Raw genomic sequence first — 22702 nt, 5'->3', positions numbered from 1 at the left:
CTCGGGCCCGCACGGGCGCGCGGGATCCCGGGTAACGGTCAATTATACGTCGAGACGTCTCCGCCGCTCGGGGCGGAGACGCGTGTCACACCCCGACGTGCTTCTGATAGCGGACGATCGCAGCGAACTCGTCGACGACCAGGCTCGCTCCACCGACCAGTGCGCCGTCCACGTCGGGCTCGCGCATGAACCCGGCGATGTTCGCCGACTTCACCGAGCCGCCGTAGAGGATGCGAGTCCGCGCGGCCGCCTCGTCGCCGAGGACCTTCGCGATGACTCCACGCAGGACCGCGCAGACATCCTGCGCCTGCTGCGGAGTCGCGGCCTGACCCGAGCCGATGGCCCAGACGGGCTCGTACGCGACGACGATGTCCGCCTTCGCGTCGAGTCCCCGCAACGCCGCCTCGAGCTGACCTGCGGGCACGGCGCTCGCGCCGAATTTCTCCAGGTCCTCCGCCGTCTCACCGACGCAGATCACTGGAACCAGACCGTGCTTGAGTGCGGCCTTGGTCTTGGCCGCCACGATCTCATCGCTCTCCGCGTGGTACTCGCGTCGCTCCGAGTGGCCGATGATGACGTAGCTCGCATCGAGCTTGGCCAGGAACGCACCGGAGATCTCGCCGGTGTACGCCCCCGAATCGTGCTGCGACAGATCCTGCGCGCCGAAGGCGAAGGGGATCTTGTCAGCGTCGATCAGCGTCTGCACGCTGCGCAGGTCGGTGAACGGCGGGAAGACCGCCACCTCGACCGTGCCGTCTTCGTGCTTGGCGTCCTTGAGCGTCCAGTGCAGCTTCTGCACGAATGCGACGGCCTGCAGGTGATCGAGGTTCATCTTCCAGTTGCCCGCGATCAGCGGGGTTCTGCTGTTCATGCCCATCCGAGGACCTCCAGTCCGGGAAGCTTCTTGCCCTCGAGGAACTCGAGGCTCGCGCCGCCGCCCGTCGAGATGTGACCGAACTGATCATCCGCGAAACCGAGCTGACGCACGGCCGCGGCGGAATCGCCGCCACCGACCACGCTCAGGCCGTCGGTCTCGGTCAGCGCCTCCGCGACGGCTCTGGTGCCGGCGGCGAAGGCGGGGAACTCGAACACGCCCATGGGCCCGTTCCAGAAGACGGTCTTGGATCCGCGGATCGCATCCGCGAAGCGGGCGGCACTGTCCGGCCCGATGTCGAGTCCGATGCCCGAGGCCCCGAAGGACGTCGCCTCGATGGCATCGGCGGCGGCGACCTCGTGAGCGGCATCCGCGGAGAACGATGCCGCGACGACCACGTCGGTGGGGAGCACGAGCTCCACGCCGCGCTCGGCTGCTTCGGAGATGTAGCCGCGCACCGTTTCGAGCTGGTCCTTCTCCAGAAGGCTGGAGGCGACCGCGTGGCCCTGTGCCGCGAGGAAGGTGAACAGCATTCCGCCGCCGACCAGGAGGCGGTCGACCCGCGGCAGCAGGTGCGAGATCACGCCGAGCTTGTCGGAGACCTTGGACCCGCCGAGCACGACCGTGTAAGGGCGCTCGGGGTTCTCGGTGAGGCGGTCGAGGACCGTCAGCTCGGCTTCGATGAGCAGACCGGCCGCGGACGGCAGAATCTGCGCGAGGTCGTAGACGCTCGCCTGCTTGCGGTGTACGACTCCGAACCCGTCGGAGACGAGCGCATCGCCGAGGGCCGCGAGCTGCTCCGCGAAGGCGCGGCGCTCGGCGTCGTCCTTCGAGGTCTCGCCCGGGTTGAAGCGGAGGTTCTCGAGCACGACCACGCCACCGGGCTGGAGCGCCGCGACGGCGTCCTGCGCGGCGGCGCCGACCGTGTCGGCCGCGATTGCGACCGGCTGCCCGAGCAGCTCGCCCAGGCGCGCCGCGACGGGCGCCAGGCTGTACTGGGGGTCGGGGGCGCCCTCGGGACGACCGAGGTGGGAGCATACGATCACGCGCGCCCCCTGGTCGATGAGGGCTTTGAGAGTCGGCACCGACGCTCGAACACGGCCATCGTCCGTGATGACCCCGTCCCGCAGAGGGACGTTGAGGTCACAACGGACGATGACGCGCGTTCCGTCGAGCGAACCGACCGATTCCTTCAGGGATTCGAGGGTGCGCAGAGTCATGGATATGAGCTTAGAGCCGCTCGGCGACGTACTCGGTGAGGTCGACCAGACGGTTCGAGTAGCCCCACTCGTTGTCGTACCAGCTGGAGACCTTGACCAGGTTGCCGGAGACGTTGGTGAGCGTCGAGTCGAAGATCGACGAGAAGGGGTTGCCCTGGATGTCGCTCGAGACGATCTGGTCCTCGTTGTACTGCAGGTAGCCGTTGAGGCGACCCTCGGCGGCGGCCTTCGCGTACGCGGCGTTGACCTCGTCAGCCGTCAGGTCCTCGCGGTCCGTGATGAGCGTCAGGTCGACGATCGAGCCGGTGGGGACGGGCACACGGTACGAGGAACCGCTGAGCTTGCCGTTCAGCTCCGGCAGCACGAGGCCGATGGCCTTGGCCGCACCGGTCGAGGCCGGGACGATGTTGATCGCGGCGGCGCGGGCGCGGCGCAGGTCGCTGTGCGGGCCGTCCTGCAGGTTCTGGTCGGCGGTGTAGGCGTGCGCGGTCATCATGAAGCCGCGGACGATGCCGAACTCGTCGTTGAACACCTTGGCCAGCGGCGCGAGGCAGTTGGTCGTGCACGAGGCGTTGGAGATGATGTGGTCCGTCTCCGGGTTGTAGGTCTCCTCGTTGACGCCCATCACGATGGTCGCGTCGTCGCCGGTCGCGGGAGCGGAGATCAGCACCTTCTTGGCGCCGGCCTCGATGTGCTTCTTCGCGAGCTCGGCCTTGGTGAAGAACCCGGTCGACTCGATGACGATGTCGACGCCCAGCTCACCCCACGGCAGGTTCGCGGGGTCGCGCTCCGCGAACGCCTTGATGTGGTGCCCGTCGACGGTGATGCTCTCGTCGTCGTAGCTCACGTCCGCCTTGAGCACGCCGCCCACGGAGTCGTACTTCAGCAGGTGCGCGAGGGTCTTGTTGTCGGTGAGGTCGTTGACCGCGACGATCTCGAGGTCGGCGCCCTGCTCGAGGGCTGCGCGGAAGTAGTTGCGTCCGATTCGGCCGAAGCCGTTGATACCGATCTTGACAGACACGAAAGTCTCCTGGTTCTTACTCAAGGAAGTGCGTGATTCTTGCGGATTGCGCGGACAACGGCGTCCTGATGGGTTTTTCGCCCATCAGGACGCCCATCTTTTACGACAGTACCAGCAGTCCGTTGGTCTTCTCGCGCGCGGCAGCGAGGCGCTGGGTGACGTTCTCCCAGTTCGCGATGTTCCACGCGGCCTTGACGTAGTCGGCCTTGACGTTCAGGTAGTCCAGGTAGAACGCGTGCTCCCACATGTCCAGCTGGAACAGCGGCACCGTGCCCTGCGCGGTGTTGCCCTGCTGGTCGAACAGCTGCTGGATGATCAGGCGGGCGCCGATCGGGTCCCAGCTCAGCACGGCCCAGCCGGAGCCCTGGATGCCCATGGCCGCGGCGGTGAAGTGCGCCTGGAACTTCTCGAAGGATCCGAAGAACTCGTCGATGGCGGCCTTGAGCTCGCCCTCGGGCTGGCCGCCGCCGTTCGGCGACAGGTTGGTCCAGAAGATCGAGTGGTTGACGTGTCCGCCGAGGTTGAACGCGAGGTCCTTCTCAAGCTTGTTCACGTTCGCCAGGTTGCCGCTCTCGCGGGCCTCGGCGAGGGACTCGAGCGCCGCGTTCGCTCCGGCGACGTAGGCAGCGTGGTGCTTGTCATGGTGCAGCTCCATGATCTTGCCGCTGATGTGCGGCTCGAGGGCCGCGAAATCGTACGGAAGGTCGGGCAGCGTGTAGATCGCCATGTCGATGTCATCCAATCCGCGCCGCGCTCGCGGCGCTTGCCGGTCCCCCGAAACGCGGTGGTGCGCACGGGGCGGACGTCTTTCATCCTAATGACGGCAACGCGCGGATTGTCCGGATCCTTCCGGATGTGACGACGACGAGGGCCTGCGTCCGGGCGTGTTTCCACAGACCGGAACGCAGGCCCTCGATACGACGTGTCAGACGTCGAAACCGGCGGGCACGGCGGCTTCGGTGCCCGGGATCCCCTCGGTCTGAGCGCGCTTGTCGGCCATCGCGAGAAGGCGGCGGATGCGGCCCGCGACGGCGTCCTTCGTGAGCGGCGGATCGGCGTGGTGGCCGAGCTCGTCGAGGCTGGCGTCGCGGTGCGCGAGGCGCAGCGCACCTGCCGTCTGGAGGTGCTCCGGCACGTCGTCGCCGAGGATCTCGAGCGCGCGCTCGACGCGGGCGCAGGCGGCGACCGCGGCCTGGGCGGAACGGCGCAGATTCGCGTCGTCGAAGTTCACCAGCCGGTTGACGCCGGCGCGCACCTCGCGGCGCTGACGCATCTCCTCCCACGCGGCGGCGGTCTTGGACGCGCCCATCAAGGCGAGCACGGCGCGGATGCCCTCAGGTTCGCGGATGACGACGCGCGGCATGCCGCGTACCTCTCGCGCCTTCGCGGCGATGCCGATCCGGTGTGCGGCGCCGACGAGGGCCATCGCCGCCTCTGACGACGGGCACGCGACCTCGAGCACGGCCGAGCGGCCGGGCTCGCTGAGCGACCCTGCTGCGAGGAAGGCCCCTCGCCACAGGCCGGCGAGTTCCTCGCGCGATCCGGTGGTGAGGCGGTTGGGCAGGCCGCGCACCGGACGGCGGCGCTGGTCGAGCAGCCCCGTCTGCCGGGCGAGGGTCTCGCCCGCGGCGATCACCCGCACAGCGTATTTGGCGCCGTCGTGGCTGGAAGCGCCCTGGATCGGAGCGATCTCGGGACGGACGCCGAAAAGCTCGGCAAGGTCACGGGCGACACGCCGTGCGAGCAGCTCCGCATCCACCTCCGCCTCGACCGCGATGCGGTTAGCGATCTGGTGCAGCCCCCCGGCGAACCTCAGCACCGCCGTCACCTCCGCGACGCGCACCGAAGGGGGTGCGTTCCGGATGCTGACGAGCTCGGCCTTGACGTCGGTGGTGAGTGCCACGGGTCTCCTTCTCACGGGCGGCGCCGGATCTCGGCACAAGGGATCAGCTTACCCGGCCGCGGCGCTCATCACCGGCCGGGTCCGCCTCACTCTCGCCCGAGATCGCGGTGCCGGACGGTCACCGCGACCCCTGGGATCTGCCCCAGGCGCGCGGCGAGCTCCTCGACCATCGCGACCGAACGGTGCTTGCCGCCCGTGCAGCCGATGGCGACCATCGAGTGGCTCTTGTTCTCGCGCTGATACCCCTCCAGCACCGGACGCAGCGCCGCCGTGTAGGCGTCGAGGAACTCCTGTGCGCCATCACGGGTGAGCACGTAGTCGCGCACCTCGGAATCCAGACCCGTGGAGCCGCGCAGCTCGTCGATCCAGAACGGGTTGGGCAGGAAGCGCATGTCGGCCACGAGGTCCGCATCCGAAGGCAGCCCGTACTTGAAGCCGAAGCTCATGACGGTCAGCTTGTGGCGCGCGGCGCCCTCCTCGGCGAACACCTCGTTGACCTTGGTGGCCAGCTGATGCACGTTCAGGCTCGAGGTGTCGATGATGATGTCGGCGGCTTCGCGCAGAGGGGCGACCCTGGTCCGCTCGGTGCGGATGCCATCGAGTAGCGTCCCGTCGCCCTGCAGCGGGTGCGGACGCCGGACCGACTCGAAGCGGCGCACCAGCACGTCATCGGAGGCGTCGAGGAACACCACCTGCACGGATCCGTGCTCGCGCAGCGCGCGAGCCACTCCGGGGAAGCCGTCGAAGAGATCGCGCCCGCGCACGTCCACGACCGCAGCAACCTTCGGCAGAGCCGCACCGCCGAGGTTGGCGAGATCGAGCAGGGGACGGAGCATCTGCGGCGGGAGGTTGTCGACCACGTACCAGCCGAGGTCCTCGAGAGCGTTCGCGACCGTCGAGCGCCCGGCGCCCGACATTCCGGTGACGATCAGGAACTCACCCTGGTCGGCGCTCATCTGCTCTCCTCCTCGCTCGTGTCCAGCCTAGCCAGAAGGCGGAGTCTGAGCGGCATCGGAATCGGATCCAGCGCCGACCAGGACGGATTCGACTCCCTCTCGGGATCCTGACACTGCGGCCGACCCGGCAAGATGCACGCGGATCGCCTCGGCGAGGGTCGGCCCGATCCCCTGCACCTCCTGGATCTCGGCGGCATCCGCGCGGCGCAATGCGGCGACGGATCCGAAGTGGCGAAGGAGCGTCTTGATCCGTGCCGCACCGAGCCCCGGGACCTCGGCGAGGATCGAGGCGATGTCGCGCCGGCGACGCTTGCGCTGATGGGTGATCGCGAAGCGGTGCGCCTCGTCGCGCAGGCGCTGCACGAGGTAGAGGGCCTCGCTCGTCCGCGGCAGGATCACGGGATAGTCCTCCCCCGGCAGCCACAGCTCCTCGAGGCGCTTGGCGATGCCGCACAGGCCGATGTCGCTGCGGCCGGCATCGCGAAGCGCCCGCGCCGCCGCTTCGACCTGGGGCTTGCCGCCGTCGACGATGAGCAACTGCGGCGGGTAGGCGAACCGCGGCTTACGGCGTTCGGTGACGACGAGTTCTTCGCCGTTCTCGTCGAAAGCCGCGGTCTCCGCGGTCTCCTCGGGTGCGTCGATGTGCGCGAGCCTGCGCGTGAGAACCTGGTACATCGAGTCGGTGTCGTCCGTGGTCTCGGCGATGTTGAACGAGCGGTACTGGTCCTTGCGCGGAAGGCCGTCCTCGAACACGACCATCGACGCCACCACGTTCGTGCCGCTCAGATGCGAGATGTCGTAGCACTCGATCCGCAATGGCGCCTCGTCGAGGCCGAGCGCGTCCTGCAGGTCGGTGAGCGCCTGCGTGCGCGTCGTGTAGTCGCTGGAGCGCCGGGTCTTGTGGCGGATGAGCGCCTGTTGCGCGTTGAGAGTGGCGTTGCGCATCAGCTCCGCACGCTGCCCGCGCTGCGCGACGGCGATCTCCACCTTCTTGCCGCGCCGCTCCCGGAGCCACTCCTCGAGCTCGACGGTGTCGTCCGGCAGCGACGGCACGAGCACACGCCGTGGCACCTGCTCGCCGCTCGCCTCGCCATACATGCGCTGCAGGATCTGGTCCACGAGCTCCGCGCCCGAGATGTCGATCTCCTTGTCGAGCGTGGACGCACGGACACCGCGCACACGCCCGCCGCGGATCACGAAGTGCTGGATCGCGGCGGACAGCTCGTCCTCGGCGATGCCGAACAGGTCGGCATCCTCGTCCTGCGGCAGCACCAAGGCGCTGCGACCCAGCACCGCCTCGATCGAGGAGAGCTGATCGCGATACTTCGCGGCGCTCTCGTAGTCCATCGCCGCCGACGCCTCGTGCATCCGCCGCGTCAGGTCGCGGGTGAAGCGCTCGTCGCCGCCCTCCATGAAGGCGATGAAGTCGTCGACCATCGCCCGGTGCTCGGCGATCGTGACCTTCATGGAGCACGGCCCGCCGCACTTGCCGATCTGGCCCGGGAAGCATGGTCGCCCGGTCTGCATCGCCTTGCGATAGCTGGCGTCGCTGCAGGTGCGGATCGGGAACACCTTGATCATCAGATCGATGGTGTCGTGCACCGCCCAGACCTTCGGATACGGCCCGAAGTACTTCGCGCCGGGGATCCGCCGGTTGCGGGTGACGATCACGCGCGGCGCCTCGTCGGCGAGCGTGATCGCCATGAACGGGTAGGACTTGTCGTCCTTGTAGCGCACGTTGAACGGCGGATCGAACTCCTTGATCCACATGTACTCGAGCTGCAGGGAGTCGACGTCGGTCGGCACCACGGTCCACTCCACCGACGCGGCCGTGGTGACCATGCGCCGCGTGCGCTCGTGCAGGGTGCGCAGCGGCGCGAAGTAGTTCGACAGCCGCTGCCGCAGGTTCTTCGCCTTGCCGACGTAGAGCACCCTGCCCTGCGCGTCGCGGAAGCGGTACACCCCGGGATCGGTCGGGATCTCCCCCTGCCTCGGCTTGTACGGGAGTTCTTCGGCCATCAACCCGCCTTGCGCTCGAGCACGCGCTGCGCGCCGGGGCGCGCTCCGGCCGGTGCCGTGCCGAGGACCTCGGCGAGGAACACGCCGGTGTGGCTGTCGGCGTTGCGCGCCACCTGCTCCGGCGTACCGGTCGCGATGATCTGACCGCCGCCGGATCCGCCTTCGGGACCGAGGTCGATCACCCAGTCCGCCGACTTGATGACGTCCAGGTTGTGCTCGATCACGATGACCGTGTTGCCCTTGTCCACGAGTCCGTTCAGCACTTCGAGGAGCTTGCGCACGTCCTCGAAGTGCAGGCCCGTGGTGGGCTCGTCGAGCACGTAGATCGAGCGGCCGTTGCTGCGACGCTGGAGCTCGGTGGCGAGCTTGACGCGCTGCGCCTCGCCGCCGGACAGGGTCGTGGCCGACTGGCCCAGCCGCACGTAGCCGAGCCCGACATCGACGAGCGTCTTCATGTAGCGGTGGATCGCCTGGATCGGCTCGAAGAACTCGGCGGCCTCCTCGATCGGCATCTCGAGCACCTCGGCGATGTTCTTGCCCTTGTAGTGCACGGCCAGGGTGTCGCGGTTGTACCGCTTGCCGTGACAGACCTCGCAGTCCACGTACACATCGGGCAGGAAGTTCATCTCGATCTTGATCGTGCCGTCGCCCGAGCACGCCTCGCAGCGCCCGCCCTTGACGTTGAAGCTGAACCGGCCCGGCTGGTAGCCGCGCACCTTCGCCTCGGGCGTCTCGCTGAACAGCGTGCGGATCCGGTCGAACACGCCCGTGTAGGTGGCCGGGTTCGAACGCGGGGTGCGTCCGATCGGGGCCTGGTCGACGTGCACGACCTTGTCCAGGTTGTCGAGGCCGGTGACCCTGACGTGCTTGCCGGGCACCGTGCGCGCCCCGTTGAGCCGCGATGCGAGCACTCGATACAGGATGTCGTTGACGAGCGAGGACTTGCCGGATCCGCTCACGCCGGTGACAGCCGTGAGCACCCCGAGGGGGAAGTCCGCCGTCACGTTGCGGAGGTTGTTCTCCTTCGCCCCGACCACGCTGAGCATGCGCTTGCGATCGATCCGACGGCGCTTCTTCGGCGTGACGATCTCACGACGTCCCGCCAGGTAGTCGCTCGTCATCGAGGCCTTCTCACGCAGCAGCGCCTCGTAGGGACCGGAATGCACGACCAGGCCGCCGTTCACACCGGCGCCCGGGCCGATGTCCACCACCCAGTCCGCCGCCTCGATCGTCTCCTCGTCGTGCTCGACCACGATGAGGGTGTTGCCGAGGTCGCGGAGCGTCAGCAGCGTCTCGATGAGCCGCCGGTTGTCGCGCTGGTGCAGACCGATCGACGGCTCGTCGAGCACGTAGAGCACGCCGGTCAGCCCGGATCCGATCTGGGTCGCGAGGCGGATGCGCTGAGCCTCGCCGCCGGAGAGGGACCCGGCCGAACGGCTCAGGTTCAGGTAGGACAGGCCGACCTGCAGCAGGAAGTCGAGTCGAAGCCGGATCTCGCGCAGCACCTGCGCGGCGATCTTCGCCTCGCGCGGGCTCAGCTCGAGGCGCTGCATGAACTGCTGCGCCTCGGCGAGGCTCTTGTGCGACACCTCGGCGATCGAGTGCCCGTGCACCCGCACGGCCAGGACCTCCGGCTTGAGCCGGTCGCCGTTGCAGACGGGGCAGGGCACCTCGCGCAGGTACTCGCCCCAGCGGCTGCGCTGGGTGTCGCTCTCCGCCTGCTGGTACTGCCGCTCGATGTAGGGCACCACGCCCTCAAAGCCGGAGGAGTAGCGCATCTCACGGCCGTACCGGTTCTTCCACTTCACGGTGACCTTGTAGTTCTCACCGTGCAGCACCGCCTCCTTCACATCGGAGTGCAGCTTGTGCCAGGGCGTGTCGAGAGAGAAGTCGAGGTCGACCGCGAGGCCTTCGAGCAGGCGCTCGTAGTACTGGAACAGGCCCTTGCCCTGCGTCGTCCAGGGGATGATCGCGCCCTCGCGGATCGACAGGGTCTCGTCGCCGAGCATGAGCTCGGGATCCACCGACATCCGGGTGCCGAGACCGGAGCAGGCGGGGCATGCGCCGAACGGCGCGTTGAAGGAGAAGGTGCGCGGCTCGATCTCGGTGAGCGTGATCGGGTGCCCGTTGGGGCACGCCAGCTTCTCCGAGAACGACTGCCAGGCGTCGTCGCCCTCCTCGTCCACGAAGTTCACCTGGACGACACCGCCCGCGAGACCCAGCGCGGTCTCCACCGAGTCCGTGACCCGGCCGAGGATGTCGGGAGCCGCCACGAGGCGGTCCACGACCACGCCGATGTCGTGCTTGTAGCTCTTCTTCAGCACGGGGGGCTCGGCCAGCTGCACGAGCTCGCCATCGACGATCGCGCGCGCATAGCCCTTGGCCCCGAGCTCGCGGAACAGGTCGACGAACTCGCCCTTCTTCTGGCTCACCACGGGTGCGACGATCTGATACCGGGTGCGCTCGGGCAACTCCATCAGCTGATCCGCGATCTGCTGCACCGTCTGCCGCTGGATCCGCTCACCGCATTGGGGGCAGTGCGGGACGCCGATGCGCGCCCAGAGCAGGCGCATGTAGTCGTAGATCTCGGTGATCGTGCCGACCGTGGAGCGCGGGTTGCGGTTCGTCGACTTCTGGTCGATCGACACCGCCGGGCTCAGCCCCTCGATGAAGTCGACGTCGGGCCGGTCGACCTGTCCGAGGAACTGGCGGGCGTACGCGCTGAGGGACTCGACGTAACGGCGCTGCCCTTCGGCGAAGATCGTGTCGAACGCCAGGCTCGACTTCCCGGATCCGGAAAGACCGGTGAAGACCACCAGCGAGTCGCGCGGGATCTCGAGGTCGACGTTGCGGAGGTTGTGGACACGAGCGCCTCGGACGCTGAGTCTTCCGGGGCTGGTTACGGGTACGATCGGCACCCGTCAAGTCTAGGAGCGGCCGCCGACATTGGATCCGGAAGGCCCCTCAGCGCATCCGATCAGCGTCGGGCGGGGAGCTGGAAGGCGTCTTCGGCGCGGGATCGGGCCCCCACGAGACCCGCAGAACAGCGGCGCTCGCCCCGGTGAGAACGGCGGCGCCGAGCGGCGCCAGCCAGGCGAATCCGGGTCCGTGCAACGGCGGCACGGCGAGCAGCATGAGCGTCGCGGCCGATTGCGCGATCGCCTGGATCAGAAGCAGACGGCGCACGCCGGGCAGCAGCACGGCGGGCCGGATGCGGGAGCGCCACGGCACGGCCCACGCCCAGGCGGCGAGGACGTGCGCGGCATGGATGAGCAGGACCGCCAGGGCCGTGCGGCCGGCCGACGGCTCGGTCAGGATCATGCCCACCGCCATGCACGCGAGGCCGATCCAGGACCCCATCGATCGTGGGACGATCACCGAGAGGAGCGATGCGCCTCCCGCCACCCACCACCACAGCGGATACGGGTTCAGCAGCAGAACGCCGCCGGTGATGATCGCCGCTGTGCCGATGCGCAGCACCGGTGCCGGTAGCGAACCCGGCGCGATCAGCTCATGCGGACCCCTCATCTCCGCGCTCCGCGTCCGCGATCGCGTCGCGCGGTGCGGGCCGCGATCCGGAGGGCCGCCATCGGATCGTCCGCATCCCAGGAGATCACCTCGACTCCGGCGCCGCGGAGATCCTCGAGCACGCCGGCACGTTCGAGCAGCAGGGTGCGCATCGCGAGGTTCTGCGCCGGGGTCAGCCGCTGCGTCCGCGGCGCCGGTAGCACGTCGATCGCCACGACAGCCTGTCCTCCCGCGCTCCAGCGCAGCGCGAGATCCGCCGCGACCCCGTCGAAGAACGTCGAGAGCACGAACACGATGGACCCCGGCGGCACCGGCGGTGTGCGCCGGTACCGAGTGCCGTCGCCGTCCACGCCGGTGCCGGCGATCACGCCGCGCAGCCGCTCCAGATGCCGGGCGCCGGATCCGCTGCGCAGCGAACGGCCGCCCGGTGAGAGCGCATGGAATGCGACGCGGTCACCGGCCCCGATCGCCGCTGTCGCGACTGACAGCGCGGCTTCCCGCCCGAAGTCCATCGATGTGGGGCCGCTGTGCGCGGTCGCGCCGCTGCCCCAGGTCGCCACCACCGCACCCAGGTCGTCCGCGGTGTCCAGCGCGATGACCACGGCACTGTCGCTCAGCGCGTTCATGCGCCGCACCAGCAGTTCGCCGGGACGCCGGGCCATTCGCGCCGTCGCACGCCAGTCCACGCGGCGCAGCTCGTCGCCCGGCGCGTACGGATGAATATCGCGGAAGTCGCCGCCGGTGCCTCCGCGCTGCCCGTCGTGGGCGCCGTGCAGACCGATCAGACGCGATGAGAGCGGGAGCTCGGCGACCCGCCGCGTCCGCGGCGCTGCCGCCCACATGGCAGAGAGACGCGCCGTCGGCGCGCTCGCCCAGGCGCCGTCGTGCTGCAGCGCCCGGGCTGAGACGGCGAGCGCCTCGGACGGACCGGAATGCAGCGTCCGGGTGCGGGTGCGCGCCGCCTCCCCCTGGCACGTCTCGACCTCGCCCGTGCGCTCGCCGCCCTGATCGACGGCGAGCTGGATCCACTCCGCGTCCGTCACGAGCTCGATCCGGCCCTGCACGGATTCCCGGTCCGCGGCCGCGTCCACGCTCAACTCGATCTCCATCGATGTCGCGCGCGGCGGTCTCGCCAGCGCCCACACCCCGGCGAGCGCGAGCGGGAGCCCTGCGGCGATCACGTCGGGACGGCCGAACACCAGGCCCGCGCCCGCGAGGAGAACCGCCCCGGCGAACGCCGCAGCCAGGATGGGCGTGCGCTGCCAGTCCAACCACGCGCGCAGCGTCGAGTGGCTCTCAGTCATGTGCGGATGGCACCCGCTTCCGCCACCGTCGGCGGCACGGGGGTCGCGTTGACGACCGCGGCGACGACGCCCGCCGGATCCACGCCCTGCGCCCACGCCTGAGGTGTGAGGGTCAGCCGGTGCGCGAGCACGGGGACCGCGATGCGCTTGACGTCGTCGGGGCGCACGAAGTCGCGTCCTTCGATGGCCGCGACGGCCCGTGCGAGCAGGATCAGCGCCTGCGATCCACGCGGCGAGGCCCCCACCGCGACGTTCTGCGCAGTACGGGTGGCACGCGCGAGGTGCACGGCGTAGCGGATCAGGTCGTCCTCGACGTGGATCCGTTCGACTGCCGCCTGGAGCGCGAGCAGCTCCGTGGCGTCGATCACGGCGTCCACCTCCGTGTGCTCCCGCTGCCGGCGGATGCGCTGTTCGACGATGCCCGCCTCGTTCTCGGGCTCCGGGTACCCCACCGTGAGACGCGCCATGAACCGGTCCAGCTGCGCTTCGGGCAACGCGTACGTGCCCTCGTATTCGATCGGGTTCGATGTCGCGATCACATGGAACGGGTCGGGCAGTGGGTACCGCCGTCCCTCGACCGTCACCTGACGCTCCGCCATCGCCTCGAGCATCGCGGACTGGGTCTTCGGCGTGGTGCGGTTGATCTCGTCCGCGAGCAGCAGGCCGGTGAAGACCGGACCGGGGCGGAATCGGAACTCCCCCGAGTCCGGGGCGTACACGAAGGATCCGGTGACGTCGCCCGGGAGCATGTCCGGCGTGCATTGCAGCCGTCGGAACTCCAACCCGAGAGCCGCCGCGAGACTGCGGGCGGCGAGCGTCTTGCCCAGACCGGGGACGTCCTCGAACAGCACATGACCGCCGGCGAGGATCGTGGCCAGAGCCAGCGTCAGCGGCTCGTCCATGCCGACGACCGCGGTGCGCACGCCCGCGAGTACTCGGGCCGCCGCATCGGTGATGGCGGCGGCATCGCCGTCTCTGGTCTGATCGATGCTCATGCTCACTCCGTGGTCGTCGTGGCGGACAGGGGTCGGGTCGAGGGGACGGTCGGTTGCTCCAGTGCGCGCAGGAGCCGTTCGAGATCGGGACGGCGCATCTCGGCGGCCACGAGCACGGCGTGCGAGCCCGGTCCGAGGATCGTGTCGACCGCGTCGGCGTCCGCGTCCTGCGCGGTCAGCCCGTGCTCGCGCAGACGCCGGTCGGCAAGCGCGGTGACGCGACGGCGCAGCGAGATCCCCACGACGCCGGTGCGGGCGTCCACGGCCCAGGCGAGGCGAGAGACATCGGACCCGCGCTGGAACTGTTCGGGTGGTGGCGGAGGCCACGGACCGGACTCATCGAGGAAGCTCTGCTGCGCGATCAGGAGCGCGGCGGCGAAGGCGAGGATCCATGCGATCCCGAACGGGAGCGGGACGCCGAGGAAGCTGAGCAGCAACGCGACGGGAACGCCGATGACGATCCACAGCACGACCAGCACGATCCACCGCTTCACCGCCAGGCCTCCTCGATGGTCGCGAGGCACCGACGCGCGGTGGCGCGCCCGGTCTCATCGGCCCGCGCGCCGCCGAAGCGCACGGATTCGTAGAGTCCGAGCAGGGTCTCCAGCTCGCCGTCCAGTCCCGGCCGCCGGCGCAGGATCCGCAGCGTGAACTCCCCCGGCGTCTCGGACGGCACTCGGGCCCGCCCGGCGCGAGCCGATGCCTCCTCGAGGCGCACCCAGGCAGCGACGATCGCATCACCGGGGTCACGGTGCCCGTCGATCTCCTCCTGCGCGTCCGCCGCCGCCGTGCGGATCGCCCCCGCATCCACCGGCTCTTCTCCGCCCCCCGAGATCTCACCGACCTCGACCGCGCTGCCGGTCTCGCGGCTCAGCGGGCGCCCGGCCCAGAGGGCACGAGCCATGCGCCAGAACAGCCAGGCGAGCAGCAGCAGGAAGCCGAGAGCGACCACGAGCTCGATCACGACGAGGACGACGCCCAGGATCGGGCTGTCGGGAAGCTCCGCTCCCCCGGCGCCGGGCGTCTGAGTGCCGGGCCCGGGGGTCGGCGCCGGGATCCGATGCTCGAAGGCGATGTCGCCGAACTGCGGAACTCCCTGCAGGGACGAGATGGCCATGAGCAGCGCGGCCAGAAACACCACACCGGCGAACATTCCCGAAAGCGGAAGGGTGCGAAGGCGCCGGTCGTCGCGGACCATTCCCTCACCCTACGTGCTGACACCCGCCACCGCGATCACCGAGAACCGTCCGTCGCGAGCCTGGCCGCGCAGAGACAGCGTCAGAGATCGACAGCGCCGGCGAACCGGTTCAGCGCGTCGCGCACGGCTTCCACTTCGGGCACCGTCATGCCGAGCCGCGCCATCACCTGCCGGGGAACGTCCAACGCTTGCGTTCGCAGTGCCGCGCCGCGCGACGTGAGGGCGATGTCGAGTCGGCGTTCGTCGGCGGCACTGCGCTGACGCTCTATCAGCCCGTCGGACTCGAGCCGCTTCACGAGGGGCGAGGCCGTCGCCGGATCCATGGCGAGGGCCGTCGCCAGTTCCCCCAGCGACCGCGGAGACTGCTCCCACAGCGCCAGCATCGCCAGGTACTGGGGATGCGTAAGACCGAGGGGCTCGAGGATCGGCCGGTAGACACCGACCACGTTGCGCGCGGCCGTCACGAGGGCGAAGCACAACTGGTTGTCCAAGCGGAGCAGGTCGTCGGGGGTGGGATCGATCACCCCGACATGTTACCAACCGCCCTAATCATTAGTACACTAATCATCATGACGAACAATCCCGTGGAACGACCGCCGCTCCGGCAGCGCATCCATGAGGCGGGCGGCCTCTATGCATGGATCAACGCCAACCTGATCCGCTTCGCCGGCCCGGCCTCGGTCGGCCCCTACGAGGCGACACCGCCGCCGTCAGCCGCGGAACGCGCGCAGCGCGGCTGCCCGCTGTGCGGCGCCCCGATGACGGCGCACGAGATCGACCGCAGCGGCCCGAAGCCGCTCGTGCACTGTCCCTGAGCCCGCCCCGCGAGGTCACCTCGGAATCGCGTCGCGATCCCGCGCCCCCGGCGTCCCGAGCGAGCGCATCATGCCGCGCCGGCATCCTCCCACAAGCGCATCACCCCGCACCGGCGCCGCCCGAAGCCGCCTCACGCGGCACCGGCGTCCTCCCGCGCGAGATCTATCCATTCCATGAGCGCCCTGTCGTCGGCGATCGCCTCGGGCGCCACGTCGAGCCAGTTCTCGCTCATGGTGCGGGCGCCCATGACCGCGCGAGCGACTCCTTGCCCGGTCAGCAGCACCGCGCCGCGCTCCGCGCCGACGCGCACCAGCAGCACCCCACCCTTACGCGCGCCCACCAGGATCCGCCCTTCGCTGAGGAAGGCGCGACTGCCGAACATCGCGCGCTCCTCGACGTCATCCGTACCGCCGAGCAGTGCGCGGATCCGGTCGGCCAATTCAGCCACCGACGCGTCCACCATGTGGCCTCCTCCGCCATGGGCGCTCTGCACGATCGAGTCAGGCGTGTCCGGCCCGCTCCATGGCACGCAGCTCCTTCTTCAGGTCCTGCACCTCGTCGCGCAGGCGCGCGGCGAGCTCGAACTTCAGCTCCCCGGCCGCGGCCAGCATCTGCGCGGACAGATCCGCGATCGTCTCCTCGAGCTGCTCCGCACCCTCGGCCGCGATGCCCACGCGCCGCAGGTTCGGAGTCGGCGATTTGCCTCGCCCGGACTTGGTGCGCTTGGCGAGCATCTCGGCGGTGTCCGCCCCTTCGCGCGCGAGCACATCGGTGATGTCCGCGATGCGCTTGCGCAGCGGCTGAGGATCGATGCCGTTCGCCGTGTTGTACGCGATCTGCTTCTCACGTCGGCGCTCGGTCTCCTCGATCGCTTTGCTCATCGAGTCGGTCATGTTGTCGGCGTACATGTGCACCTGACCGGACACGTTGCGCGCCGCTCGGCCGATGGTCTGGATGAGTGACGTGCCGCTGCGGAGGAACCCCTCCTTGTCCGCATCGAGGATCGCGACCAGCGACACCTCCGGCAGGTCGAGGCCCTCGCGAAGCAGGTTGATGCCGACGAGCACATCGTAGACACCCGCCCGCAGCTCGGTGAGCAGCTCGACGCGGCGCAGAGTGTCGACGTCCGAGTGCAGGTAGCGGACCCTGACCCCGTGCTCCCCGAGGAAGTCGGTGAGTTCCTCCGCCATCTTCTTCGTGAGCGTGGTGACGAGCACGCGCTCATCACGTTCGACCCGCAGCCGGATCTCCTCGAGCAGGTCGTCTATCTGCCCCTTCGAGGGCTTCACGACGATCTCCGGATCCACGAGCCCGGTCGGCCGGATGATCTGCTCGACGACGCCGTCGGCGATGCCCATCTCGTACTTGCCGGGGGTCGCAGAGAGGTAGACGGTCTGCCCGATCCGGTTCTTGAACTCATCCCACCGCAGCGGGCGGTTGTCCAGCGCGCTGGGCAACCGGAAGCCGTGGTCGACGAGGGTGCGCTTGCGGGATGCATCGCCCTCGTACATGGCTCCGATCTGGGGCACCGTCGCATGCGACTCATCGATGACGAGCAGGAAGTCGTCGGGGAAGAAGTCCAGCAGCGTGTGCGGGGGCTCGCCCGCCTCGCGGCCATCCATGTGCCGCGAGTAGTTCTCGATGCCGGAGCAGAAGCCGAGCTGCTGCAGCATCTCCAGGTCGAACGATGTCCGCATGCGCAGCCGCTGCGCCTCGAGCAGCTTGCCCTGGCGTTCGAGCTCGGCGAGCCGCTCTGTGAGCTCCTCCTCGATCTGGCCGATCGCCCGCTGGACGACGTCGGTGCCGGCCACATAGTGCGAGGCGGGGAAGATCGGCACGGAATCCAGCTTGGCGATCACCTCTCCGGTGAGCGGATGCAGCGAGTACAGCGCCTCGATCTCGTCACCGAACAGCTCGATGCGGATCGCGTGCTCCTCGTAGACGGGGATGATCTCGATCGTGTCGCCGCGCACGCGGAAGTTGCCGCGGGAGAAGTCGACATCGTTGCGGTTGTACTGCATGGCGATGAACTGCCGGATCAGCGCATCGCGGTCGTAGCGCTCCCCCACCTGCAGCGCGACCATCGCCCGCAGGTACTCCTCCGGCGCGCCGAGCCCGTAGATGCACGACACCGTGGAGACGACCACCACGTCGCGGCGGCTGAGCAGCGAGTTCGTCGTGGAGTGACGCAGCCGCTCCACCTCGGCGTTGACCGACGAGTCCTTCTCGATGAAGGTGTCCGTCTGCGGGACGTAGGCCTCGGGCTGGTAGTAGTCGTAGTACGAGACGAAGTACTCGACGGCATTGTTCGGCATCAGGTCGCGGAACTCGTTCGCCAGCTGTGCGGCCAGCGTCTTGTTGTGCGCGAGCACCAGCGTGGGGCGCTGCACCTGCTCGATGAGCCACGCCGTGGTCGCGGACTTGCCGGTTCCGGTCGCGCCGAGCAGCACCACGTCGGTCTCACCCGCGTTGATGCGCGCCGCGAGCTCGGAGATGGCCTGCGGCTGATCACCGGCGGGCACGTACTCCGAGACGACTTCGAACGGCCGGACCGAACGCGTGGGTTGCATCCCTTAACACTACGAGGAGCCTCCGACATTGGCGTCGGGGCTCCTCGATGGATCCCAAGGGATCAGGCGTCGTGGACCTTGGGCCCCACGACCGGACCGTTGTCGAGGGCCGAGATCAGACCATCGATCTTTCGCGTCCCGTCCGTGCTCACCCCCGAGATGTTCAGAGTCAGCGAATTCAGCGGAGGCACGGCGGATCCGGCGTTGTACGCCAGGTCGAACCCGGTGATACCGGCGTAGCAGGTCACCGTCTGCGTCGCTGTGAGCGTCACCGACGTCGCCGTGCGACTGGCGACGGCCCAGACGTTCCCGGCCGACGTGACAGTGGCCCCGGCGAGGGAGAATGCCGGGTCGCTGTTGTCGAAGGTGATCGTGGCGATCAGGTTGAACGGGGTCGAGAAGGTGTCGTTCGGGAAGCACGCCTCGACGCGCGACGAGGACGCAGACAGCACGCTGTCCTTCACGTTCGGCGAGGACTCGACGAGCGATCCGACACTCGTAGGGTTGGTGTTCGTGCTCGCGGCAGCCAACGGCGCGGCCGCCGCGACGGCGATGACGGGCACCGACCACGCGGCGCCCTTGATCACGGTACGGCGCGAGAGGCCGCTCTTGACGTCGGTCATGATTCTGCACTCCAGATATCGGTTGAGCGAGAGGCTCAGAAACCGAGATCGCGCACGTCACAGGGTCGACGCGCACGACGGAGACGCCGCACGTCCAGCACCCAGATACTCCCCAGAGCTTTCCCCATTGTCCCCACAGCGCTTCCCCGCACTGCCCCGCGAGCGAACATATACGATCCAATCGAATATTGCAAACCATACGAACAAACCGCGCGATCGATCAGCGCTCCCCGCTGTCGCCCCCTTGTCATTCCGGCTCAGGGGGCAGCAGGCGGCAAACCCCGGTCGCTCACCTACAGTGGTGCCGTGCTCGAATTCGTGATCGGATCCAGCCTGGCTGCGGCGGCCGGCCTGAACGCCTGGATACCGCTGTTCCTGCTCGGCCTGGCGGCGAAGCTCCTGCCCGCCGTCGCCCTCCCCGCCGGCTGGTCCTGGTTGGGCAGTGACGTCGCCCTCTGGATCATCGGCGTCCTTCTGGTGCTGGAGATCGTGGCGGACAAGATCCCCGCTCTGGATTCTCTGAACGACGTCGTGCACAGCATCATCCGACCCGCCGCCGGCGGCATCGCCTTCGGCGCCGGCGCGAGCGCGCGGACTGTCGCCGTGGATGATCCCGGCGCGTTCTTCTCCGAGCACACCTGGATCCCCATCGTCGTCGGGATCGTCATCGCGCTCGCCGTGCACGCCGCCAAGGCCACTGGGCGGGTCGCGGCGAACGCAGCCACGGCGGGCGTTGCCGCCCCGGTGCTCAGCACGACGGAGGACATCGCCGCCTTCGTTCTGAGCGCGGCCGCGATCCTCGTCCCCGTCGTTGCGGCGATCCTGCTGGTCGTCCTGATCGTCGCAATCATCGTCGTCATGCGGCGACGGTCCCTGCGACGTCGCGCACGCACTCACGCGGAGTAGCCGTCAGCCTCCGCGCGTCCAGACGTACGGCGTGGTGGTCGTGACCTTGCGCATCCCGGAGCGCTCCAGGATCGGCCGGGAGAACTCGGTGGAGTCGGAATGCAGATATCGCAGCCCGCGATGCAGGGCTGCCTGCGCCCGCTTCGCCGTCAGCGCGCGGTACACGCCCCGCCCGCGCCACTCCGCAACGGTGGCGCCGCCCCAGATCCCGGCGAACTCGGTGCCGGCGACGGGTTCGAGGCGGCCTCCGCTGATCACGCGCCCTTCGGCCTCCGCGATCCACAGCACGACGTCGTCGCCGGCCGCGACACGCGCGATCGTGCGCTGCGCCCTCTCGGCGCCATCGCCGTGCCCGAAGACGGCCGCCTGCATCCGCTCCATCTCCACGATGTCCGTCTCGTCCCGGATCTCGCGCAGCACCACGCCCTCGGGCACCGGCACTGCGCCGGCGAGGGCAGCCGCTTCGCCGAGCATCACCGACTCCGCCTCCTGCGGTACGAAACCCGCATCGCGCAACGCCTCCTCGAGGCCGGGAGCGACGTCGTGTCCGCGCGTCTTCCACTCCGCGGAGCGCACCTCCGGCAGCACCTCGAAGTGAGCACGCGCTTCCCGCACGAGCGCTCGGATCCGCCGCTCGCCCAGGCCTGCGAGATCGACGTAGCTCGCGAATCCGGCACCGCCGGGAAAGAGACCGACCGAGACAGGGCCGATGCTCCGCACATCCGCGGCACCTGCCAACTCCGCCTCTCCGCGCAGCTGCAGATCATATGCCGCCAGCAGATCCGTCACGCCCGCGCCTCGGTCCGCAGCCGCTGCCACAGCTCGTCCGTCTGGCTGAGGGTGTCCGCGAGCGAGCTCGCCGTATCGACGAGCACGTCCGCGATCTCGCGACGGCGCTCGTCCGACACCTGCGAGGCGATCCGCTTGCGCGCCTCGTCTCGGTCGAGACCTCGTTCCGTCACCAGCCGGTCCTCGCGCACAGAGGCCGGGGCGTCGGCGACGACGATCAGATCCCAGGGATCGTCCACCCGCGCCTCCACCAGCAGCGGGACGTCGTAGACCACGACAGCGGCGGGATCCGCCGCCAGGGCCGCCGCGAACCGGCGCTGCGACTCGGCCTTCACGGCGGGATGCACGATGGCGTTCAGACGGCCGAGCGCCTCGGCGTCGCCGAAGACCCGTGCTCCGAGCCTCGCGCGATCCAACGCGCCGTCGGGCTGGATCATCTCGGCGCCGAATTCGGCCGCGATGCGCGCGAGCACTGGTGAGCCCGGTGCCTGCACGTCGCGGACGATCCGATCGGCGTCGATGACGACGGCGCCGTGCTCGGCGAGCCGTGCCGCGATCGTGGATTTGCCCGACGCGATACCGCCGGTGAGCGCGATGAGGGGCATGCTGCCAGTCTTGCACGGGGATCCGCTGCTCGCCGTCAGGGCCGACTGCTCCCTCCCTGGGAAGACGGATCCGCCGCACGCAACGCGACCACGGCCGCCAGGGCAGCCAGAGCGCACATCCCGATCACGATCCCCCCGAACCACGCCCAACCCCATGAGCCGAAAGCGATCCCGAGTGCCCACCCGAACAGGCTCGATCCCGCGTAGTACGCGAAGTAATACAGCGACGACGCCTGCGCACGGCTCTCCGCGGAGGCAGCGACCGGCGTCCAGCCGGACGCCACCGCGTGCGCGCCGAAGAATCCCGCGGTGAAGAGCAGCAGGCCGACGAGCACGATGATCGTGAGCGGCGCGAGCATGAGGGCGGCTCCCCCAGCCATCACCGCGACCGAACCCAGCAGCACGGGGAAGCGTCCGGCCGTCGACGCGAGGACGCCGGCCCACGGCGAAGACGCGGTGCCCGCCAGATACGCGAGGAACAGCAGCGTCACGAACCAGACGGGCAGCGCGAACGGCGGCGAGGCGAGGTGGAACCCGAGGTAGTTGTACACCGCCACGAAGGCACCCATCAGCAGGAACGCCTGGGCGTAGAGTGCGAGCTGGCGGGGCGATCGCAGCAGGCCGAGGATCCGCGCCAGCACGCCGGAGCCGCGGCCGGCACGTCGCCGCAGCGGCACGAAGCCCTGCGACCGCGGCGCAAGCCAGAGGAACAACGCGGCGGCGACGGCGCAGAGTCCCGTCGCTGCCCACACGCCCGTCTGCCAGCCCGCGACCTCGGCGACCAGACCCGACACGATCCGGCCTGCGAGCCCGCCGACCGTGGTGCCGGCGATGTAGCTGCCCGCGGCAGCGGCCGCGTGGCGAGGGCCGACCTCCTCGGAGAGGTAGGCGAGGGCGACGGCGGGCACGGCGCCCAGTGCGACCCCCTCGGCGCACCGCAGGGCGAGCAGGACGCCGATGTCTCCGCTGAACGGCGCGAGCAGCCCCAGCGCGGTGGCCGTGATCACCCCGACCGCCATCGCCGGTACTCTCCCGATCCGGTCGGCGACGACCGACCAGCCGATCACCGAGGCCGCAAGACCCAGCGTGGCCGCGGAGACGCTCAGTGCGGCGGTCGCCGGGTCCACGGCGAGATCGCGGGCCAGTTGCGGCAGCACGGCCTGCGGCGCGTACAGCTGCGCGAACGTCGCGATGCCCGCAAAGAAAAGTCCGAGGATGAGCCTCCGGTACGCGGGGGATCTCGGGGCGTGACCGACGAACGTCACCGAACGCGGATCCGCCCGTGCGCATCGCGAGCACCCAGAGCGATCGCATCCATGGTCTCCATCCTCACACGTCCGTGCGGCCATGATTCACGGCGAACCACCGCTGCGGG

The 22702-nt window shown here is 69.4% G+C and carries 22 protein-coding genes; 2 read left to right on the top strand and 20 right to left on the bottom strand.

Features of this window, described 5'->3' with window-relative positions; all coding sequences use genetic code 11:
* Window positions 1–85 precede the first annotated feature (85 nt).
* The 14 genes from tpiA to AC1DCT_RS00720 form a co-directional block, all read right to left on the bottom strand.
* Window positions 86–877, bottom strand: coding sequence for a triose-phosphate isomerase (gene tpiA / locus AC1DCT_RS00785; RefSeq protein WP_440731494.1), 792 nt, complete (start codon window positions 875–877; stop codon window positions 86–88).
* Window positions 868–2094, bottom strand: a complete 1227-nt coding sequence (locus tag AC1DCT_RS00780; protein ID WP_477426984.1) for a phosphoglycerate kinase — start codon at window positions 2092–2094, stop codon at window positions 868–870. Before AC1DCT_RS00780 ends, tpiA begins: the two co-directional genes overlap by 10 nt.
* A 10-nt stretch (window positions 2095–2104) precedes the next feature.
* Window positions 2105–3115: a type I glyceraldehyde-3-phosphate dehydrogenase gene (gene gap / locus AC1DCT_RS00775; RefSeq protein WP_440731492.1), complete on the bottom strand. Its 1011-nt coding sequence runs from the start codon at window positions 3113–3115 to the stop codon at window positions 2105–2107.
* Between the two features lie 100 nt (window positions 3116–3215).
* Window positions 3216–3842, bottom strand: a complete 627-nt coding sequence (locus AC1DCT_RS00770) for a superoxide dismutase (protein ID WP_441978133.1) — start codon at window positions 3840–3842, stop codon at window positions 3216–3218.
* Window positions 3843–4040: 198 nt separating this feature from the next.
* Window positions 4041–5018 carry a DNA-binding protein WhiA gene (gene whiA / locus AC1DCT_RS00765; protein ID WP_440731490.1) on the bottom strand — a complete coding sequence of 326 codons (978 nt, stop codon included), beginning with the start codon at window positions 5016–5018 and terminating at the stop codon, window positions 4041–4043.
* A gap of 86 nt (window positions 5019–5104) precedes the next feature.
* A complete protein-coding gene (gene rapZ, locus AC1DCT_RS00760; protein WP_440731489.1) occupies window positions 5105–5974 on the bottom strand; it encodes an RNase adapter RapZ in 870 nt (289 codons plus the stop codon).
* A 27-nt stretch (window positions 5975–6001) separates the two neighbouring features.
* Window positions 6002–7993: an excinuclease ABC subunit UvrC gene (gene uvrC, locus AC1DCT_RS00755; protein ID WP_477426982.1), complete on the bottom strand. Its 1992-nt coding sequence runs from the start codon at window positions 7991–7993 to the stop codon at window positions 6002–6004.
* A complete protein-coding gene (gene uvrA, locus AC1DCT_RS00750) occupies window positions 7993–10911 on the bottom strand; it encodes an excinuclease ABC subunit UvrA (protein WP_440731487.1) in 2919 nt (972 codons plus the stop codon). The genes uvrC and uvrA overlap by 1 nt, the downstream gene beginning before the upstream one ends.
* Before the next feature lie 46 nt (window positions 10912–10957).
* Window positions 10958–11521, bottom strand: coding sequence for a hypothetical protein (locus AC1DCT_RS00745; protein WP_477426980.1), 564 nt, complete (start codon window positions 11519–11521; stop codon window positions 10958–10960).
* The gene (locus AC1DCT_RS00740) at window positions 11518–12825 is read right to left on the bottom strand and encodes a DUF58 domain-containing protein (protein ID WP_477426979.1); all 1308 of its coding nucleotides are present in this window, start codon (window positions 12823–12825) and stop codon (window positions 11518–11520) included. Before AC1DCT_RS00740 ends, AC1DCT_RS00745 begins: the two co-directional genes overlap by 4 nt.
* Window positions 12822–13820, bottom strand: coding sequence for an AAA family ATPase (locus AC1DCT_RS00735; protein ID WP_477426977.1), 999 nt, complete (start codon window positions 13818–13820; stop codon window positions 12822–12824). The genes AC1DCT_RS00740 and AC1DCT_RS00735 overlap by 4 nt, the downstream gene beginning before the upstream one ends.
* Window positions 13821–13822: 2 nt before the next feature.
* Entirely contained in the window at window positions 13823–14314 is a 492-nt protein-coding gene (locus AC1DCT_RS00730; RefSeq protein WP_440731483.1) for a hypothetical protein, read from the bottom strand.
* On the bottom strand, window positions 14311–15018 hold the full coding sequence (locus AC1DCT_RS00725; protein WP_440731482.1) for a DUF4129 domain-containing protein: 708 nt from the start codon (window positions 15016–15018) through the stop codon (window positions 14311–14313). Before AC1DCT_RS00725 ends, AC1DCT_RS00730 begins: the two co-directional genes overlap by 4 nt.
* A gap of 80 nt (window positions 15019–15098) precedes the next feature.
* Window positions 15099–15539, bottom strand: coding sequence for a MarR family winged helix-turn-helix transcriptional regulator (locus AC1DCT_RS00720; RefSeq protein WP_440732414.1), 441 nt, complete (start codon window positions 15537–15539; stop codon window positions 15099–15101).
* A gap of 48 nt (window positions 15540–15587) precedes the next feature.
* Here AC1DCT_RS00720 and AC1DCT_RS00715 point away from each other — a divergent pair, with 48 nt between their 5' ends.
* Complete coding sequence (locus AC1DCT_RS00715) at window positions 15588–15833, top strand: hypothetical protein (protein ID WP_477426975.1); 246 nt, start codon at window positions 15588–15590, stop codon at window positions 15831–15833.
* 131 nt (window positions 15834–15964) lie between these two features.
* Here the strand turns inward: AC1DCT_RS00715 and AC1DCT_RS00710 are convergent, their stop codons facing one another.
* The 3 genes from AC1DCT_RS00710 to AC1DCT_RS00700 form a co-directional block, all read right to left on the bottom strand.
* Complete coding sequence (locus AC1DCT_RS00710) at window positions 15965–16297, bottom strand: TfoX/Sxy family protein (protein WP_441978126.1); 333 nt, start codon at window positions 16295–16297, stop codon at window positions 15965–15967.
* Between the two features lie 37 nt (window positions 16298–16334).
* On the bottom strand, window positions 16335–18404 hold the full coding sequence (gene uvrB, locus AC1DCT_RS00705; RefSeq protein WP_440731479.1) for an excinuclease ABC subunit UvrB: 2070 nt from the start codon (window positions 18402–18404) through the stop codon (window positions 16335–16337).
* Between the two features lie 62 nt (window positions 18405–18466).
* Complete coding sequence (locus tag AC1DCT_RS00700) at window positions 18467–19027, bottom strand: hypothetical protein (RefSeq protein WP_477229254.1); 561 nt, start codon at window positions 19025–19027, stop codon at window positions 18467–18469.
* Between the two features lie 306 nt (window positions 19028–19333).
* Here AC1DCT_RS00700 and AC1DCT_RS00695 point away from each other — a divergent pair, with 306 nt between their 5' ends.
* Window positions 19334–19933 carry a DUF4126 domain-containing protein gene (locus tag AC1DCT_RS00695; RefSeq protein WP_440731477.1) on the top strand — a complete coding sequence of 200 codons (600 nt, stop codon included), beginning with the start codon at window positions 19334–19336 and terminating at the stop codon, window positions 19931–19933.
* Between the two features lie 3 nt (window positions 19934–19936).
* On the opposite strand, the gene AC1DCT_RS00690 is transcribed toward AC1DCT_RS00695, so the two are convergent.
* From AC1DCT_RS00690 to AC1DCT_RS00680, 3 genes are read right to left on the bottom strand one after another with little or no spacing between them, the layout of a single operon-like run.
* Complete coding sequence (locus AC1DCT_RS00690) at window positions 19937–20722, bottom strand: GNAT family N-acetyltransferase (RefSeq protein WP_477426973.1); 786 nt, start codon at window positions 20720–20722, stop codon at window positions 19937–19939.
* Complete coding sequence (gene coaE, locus AC1DCT_RS00685; protein WP_477426971.1) at window positions 20719–21327, bottom strand: dephospho-CoA kinase; 609 nt, start codon at window positions 21325–21327, stop codon at window positions 20719–20721. Before coaE ends, AC1DCT_RS00690 begins: the two co-directional genes overlap by 4 nt.
* A gap of 35 nt (window positions 21328–21362) precedes the next feature.
* Window positions 21363–22592 (bottom strand): MFS transporter, encoded by a 1230-nt coding sequence (locus tag AC1DCT_RS00680; RefSeq protein ID WP_477426969.1) that lies wholly within the window; start codon window positions 22590–22592, stop codon window positions 21363–21365.
* Window positions 22593–22702: the final 110 nt, after the last annotated feature.

It is taken from the genome of Microbacterium sp. 10L49 (assembly GCF_056395125.1).
Note: the sequence above shows the minus strand (reverse complement) of the source record. Positions and strands in the feature narration are given on the sequence as shown.

Coding starts and splice junctions, on each gene's coding strand:
- uvrB (WP_440731479.1), bottom strand. CDS start 18,404: ATGCAACCCACGCGTTCGGTCCGGCCGTTCGAAGTCGTCTCGGAGTAC.
- AC1DCT_RS00700 (WP_477229254.1), bottom strand. CDS start 19,027: ATGACCGACGTCAAGAGCGGCCTCTCGCGCCGTACCGTGATCAAGGGC.
- AC1DCT_RS00710 (WP_441978126.1), bottom strand. CDS start 16,297: ATGGTGGACGCGTCGGTGGCTGAATTGGCCGACCGGATCCGCGCACTG.
- AC1DCT_RS00740 (WP_477426979.1), bottom strand. CDS start 12,825: ATGACTGAGAGCCACTCGACGCTGCGCGCGTGGTTGGACTGGCAGCGC.
- AC1DCT_RS00735 (WP_477426977.1), bottom strand. CDS start 13,820: ATGAGCATCGATCAGACCAGAGACGGCGATGCCGCCGCCATCACCGAT.
- rapZ (WP_440731489.1), bottom strand. CDS start 5,974: ATGAGCGCCGACCAGGGTGAGTTCCTGATCGTCACCGGAATGTCGGGC.
- tpiA (WP_440731494.1), bottom strand. CDS start 877: ATGGGCATGAACAGCAGAACCCCGCTGATCGCGGGCAACTGGAAGATG.
- AC1DCT_RS00745 (WP_477426980.1), bottom strand. CDS start 11,521: ATGAGGGGTCCGCATGAGCTGATCGCGCCGGGTTCGCTACCGGCACCG.
- AC1DCT_RS00780 (WP_477426984.1), bottom strand. CDS start 2,094: ATGACTCTGCGCACCCTCGAATCCCTGAAGGAATCGGTCGGTTCGCTC.
- coaE (WP_477426971.1), bottom strand. CDS start 21,327: ATGCCCCTCATCGCGCTCACCGGCGGTATCGCGTCGGGCAAATCCACG.
- AC1DCT_RS00725 (WP_440731482.1), bottom strand. CDS start 15,018: ATGGTCCGCGACGACCGGCGCCTTCGCACCCTTCCGCTTTCGGGAATG.
- uvrC (WP_477426982.1), bottom strand. CDS start 7,993: ATGGCCGAAGAACTCCCGTACAAGCCGAGGCAGGGGGAGATCCCGACC.
- AC1DCT_RS00715 (WP_477426975.1), top strand. CDS start 15,588: ATGACGAACAATCCCGTGGAACGACCGCCGCTCCGGCAGCGCATCCAT.
- AC1DCT_RS00770 (WP_441978133.1), bottom strand. CDS start 3,842: ATGGCGATCTACACGCTGCCCGACCTTCCGTACGATTTCGCGGCCCTC.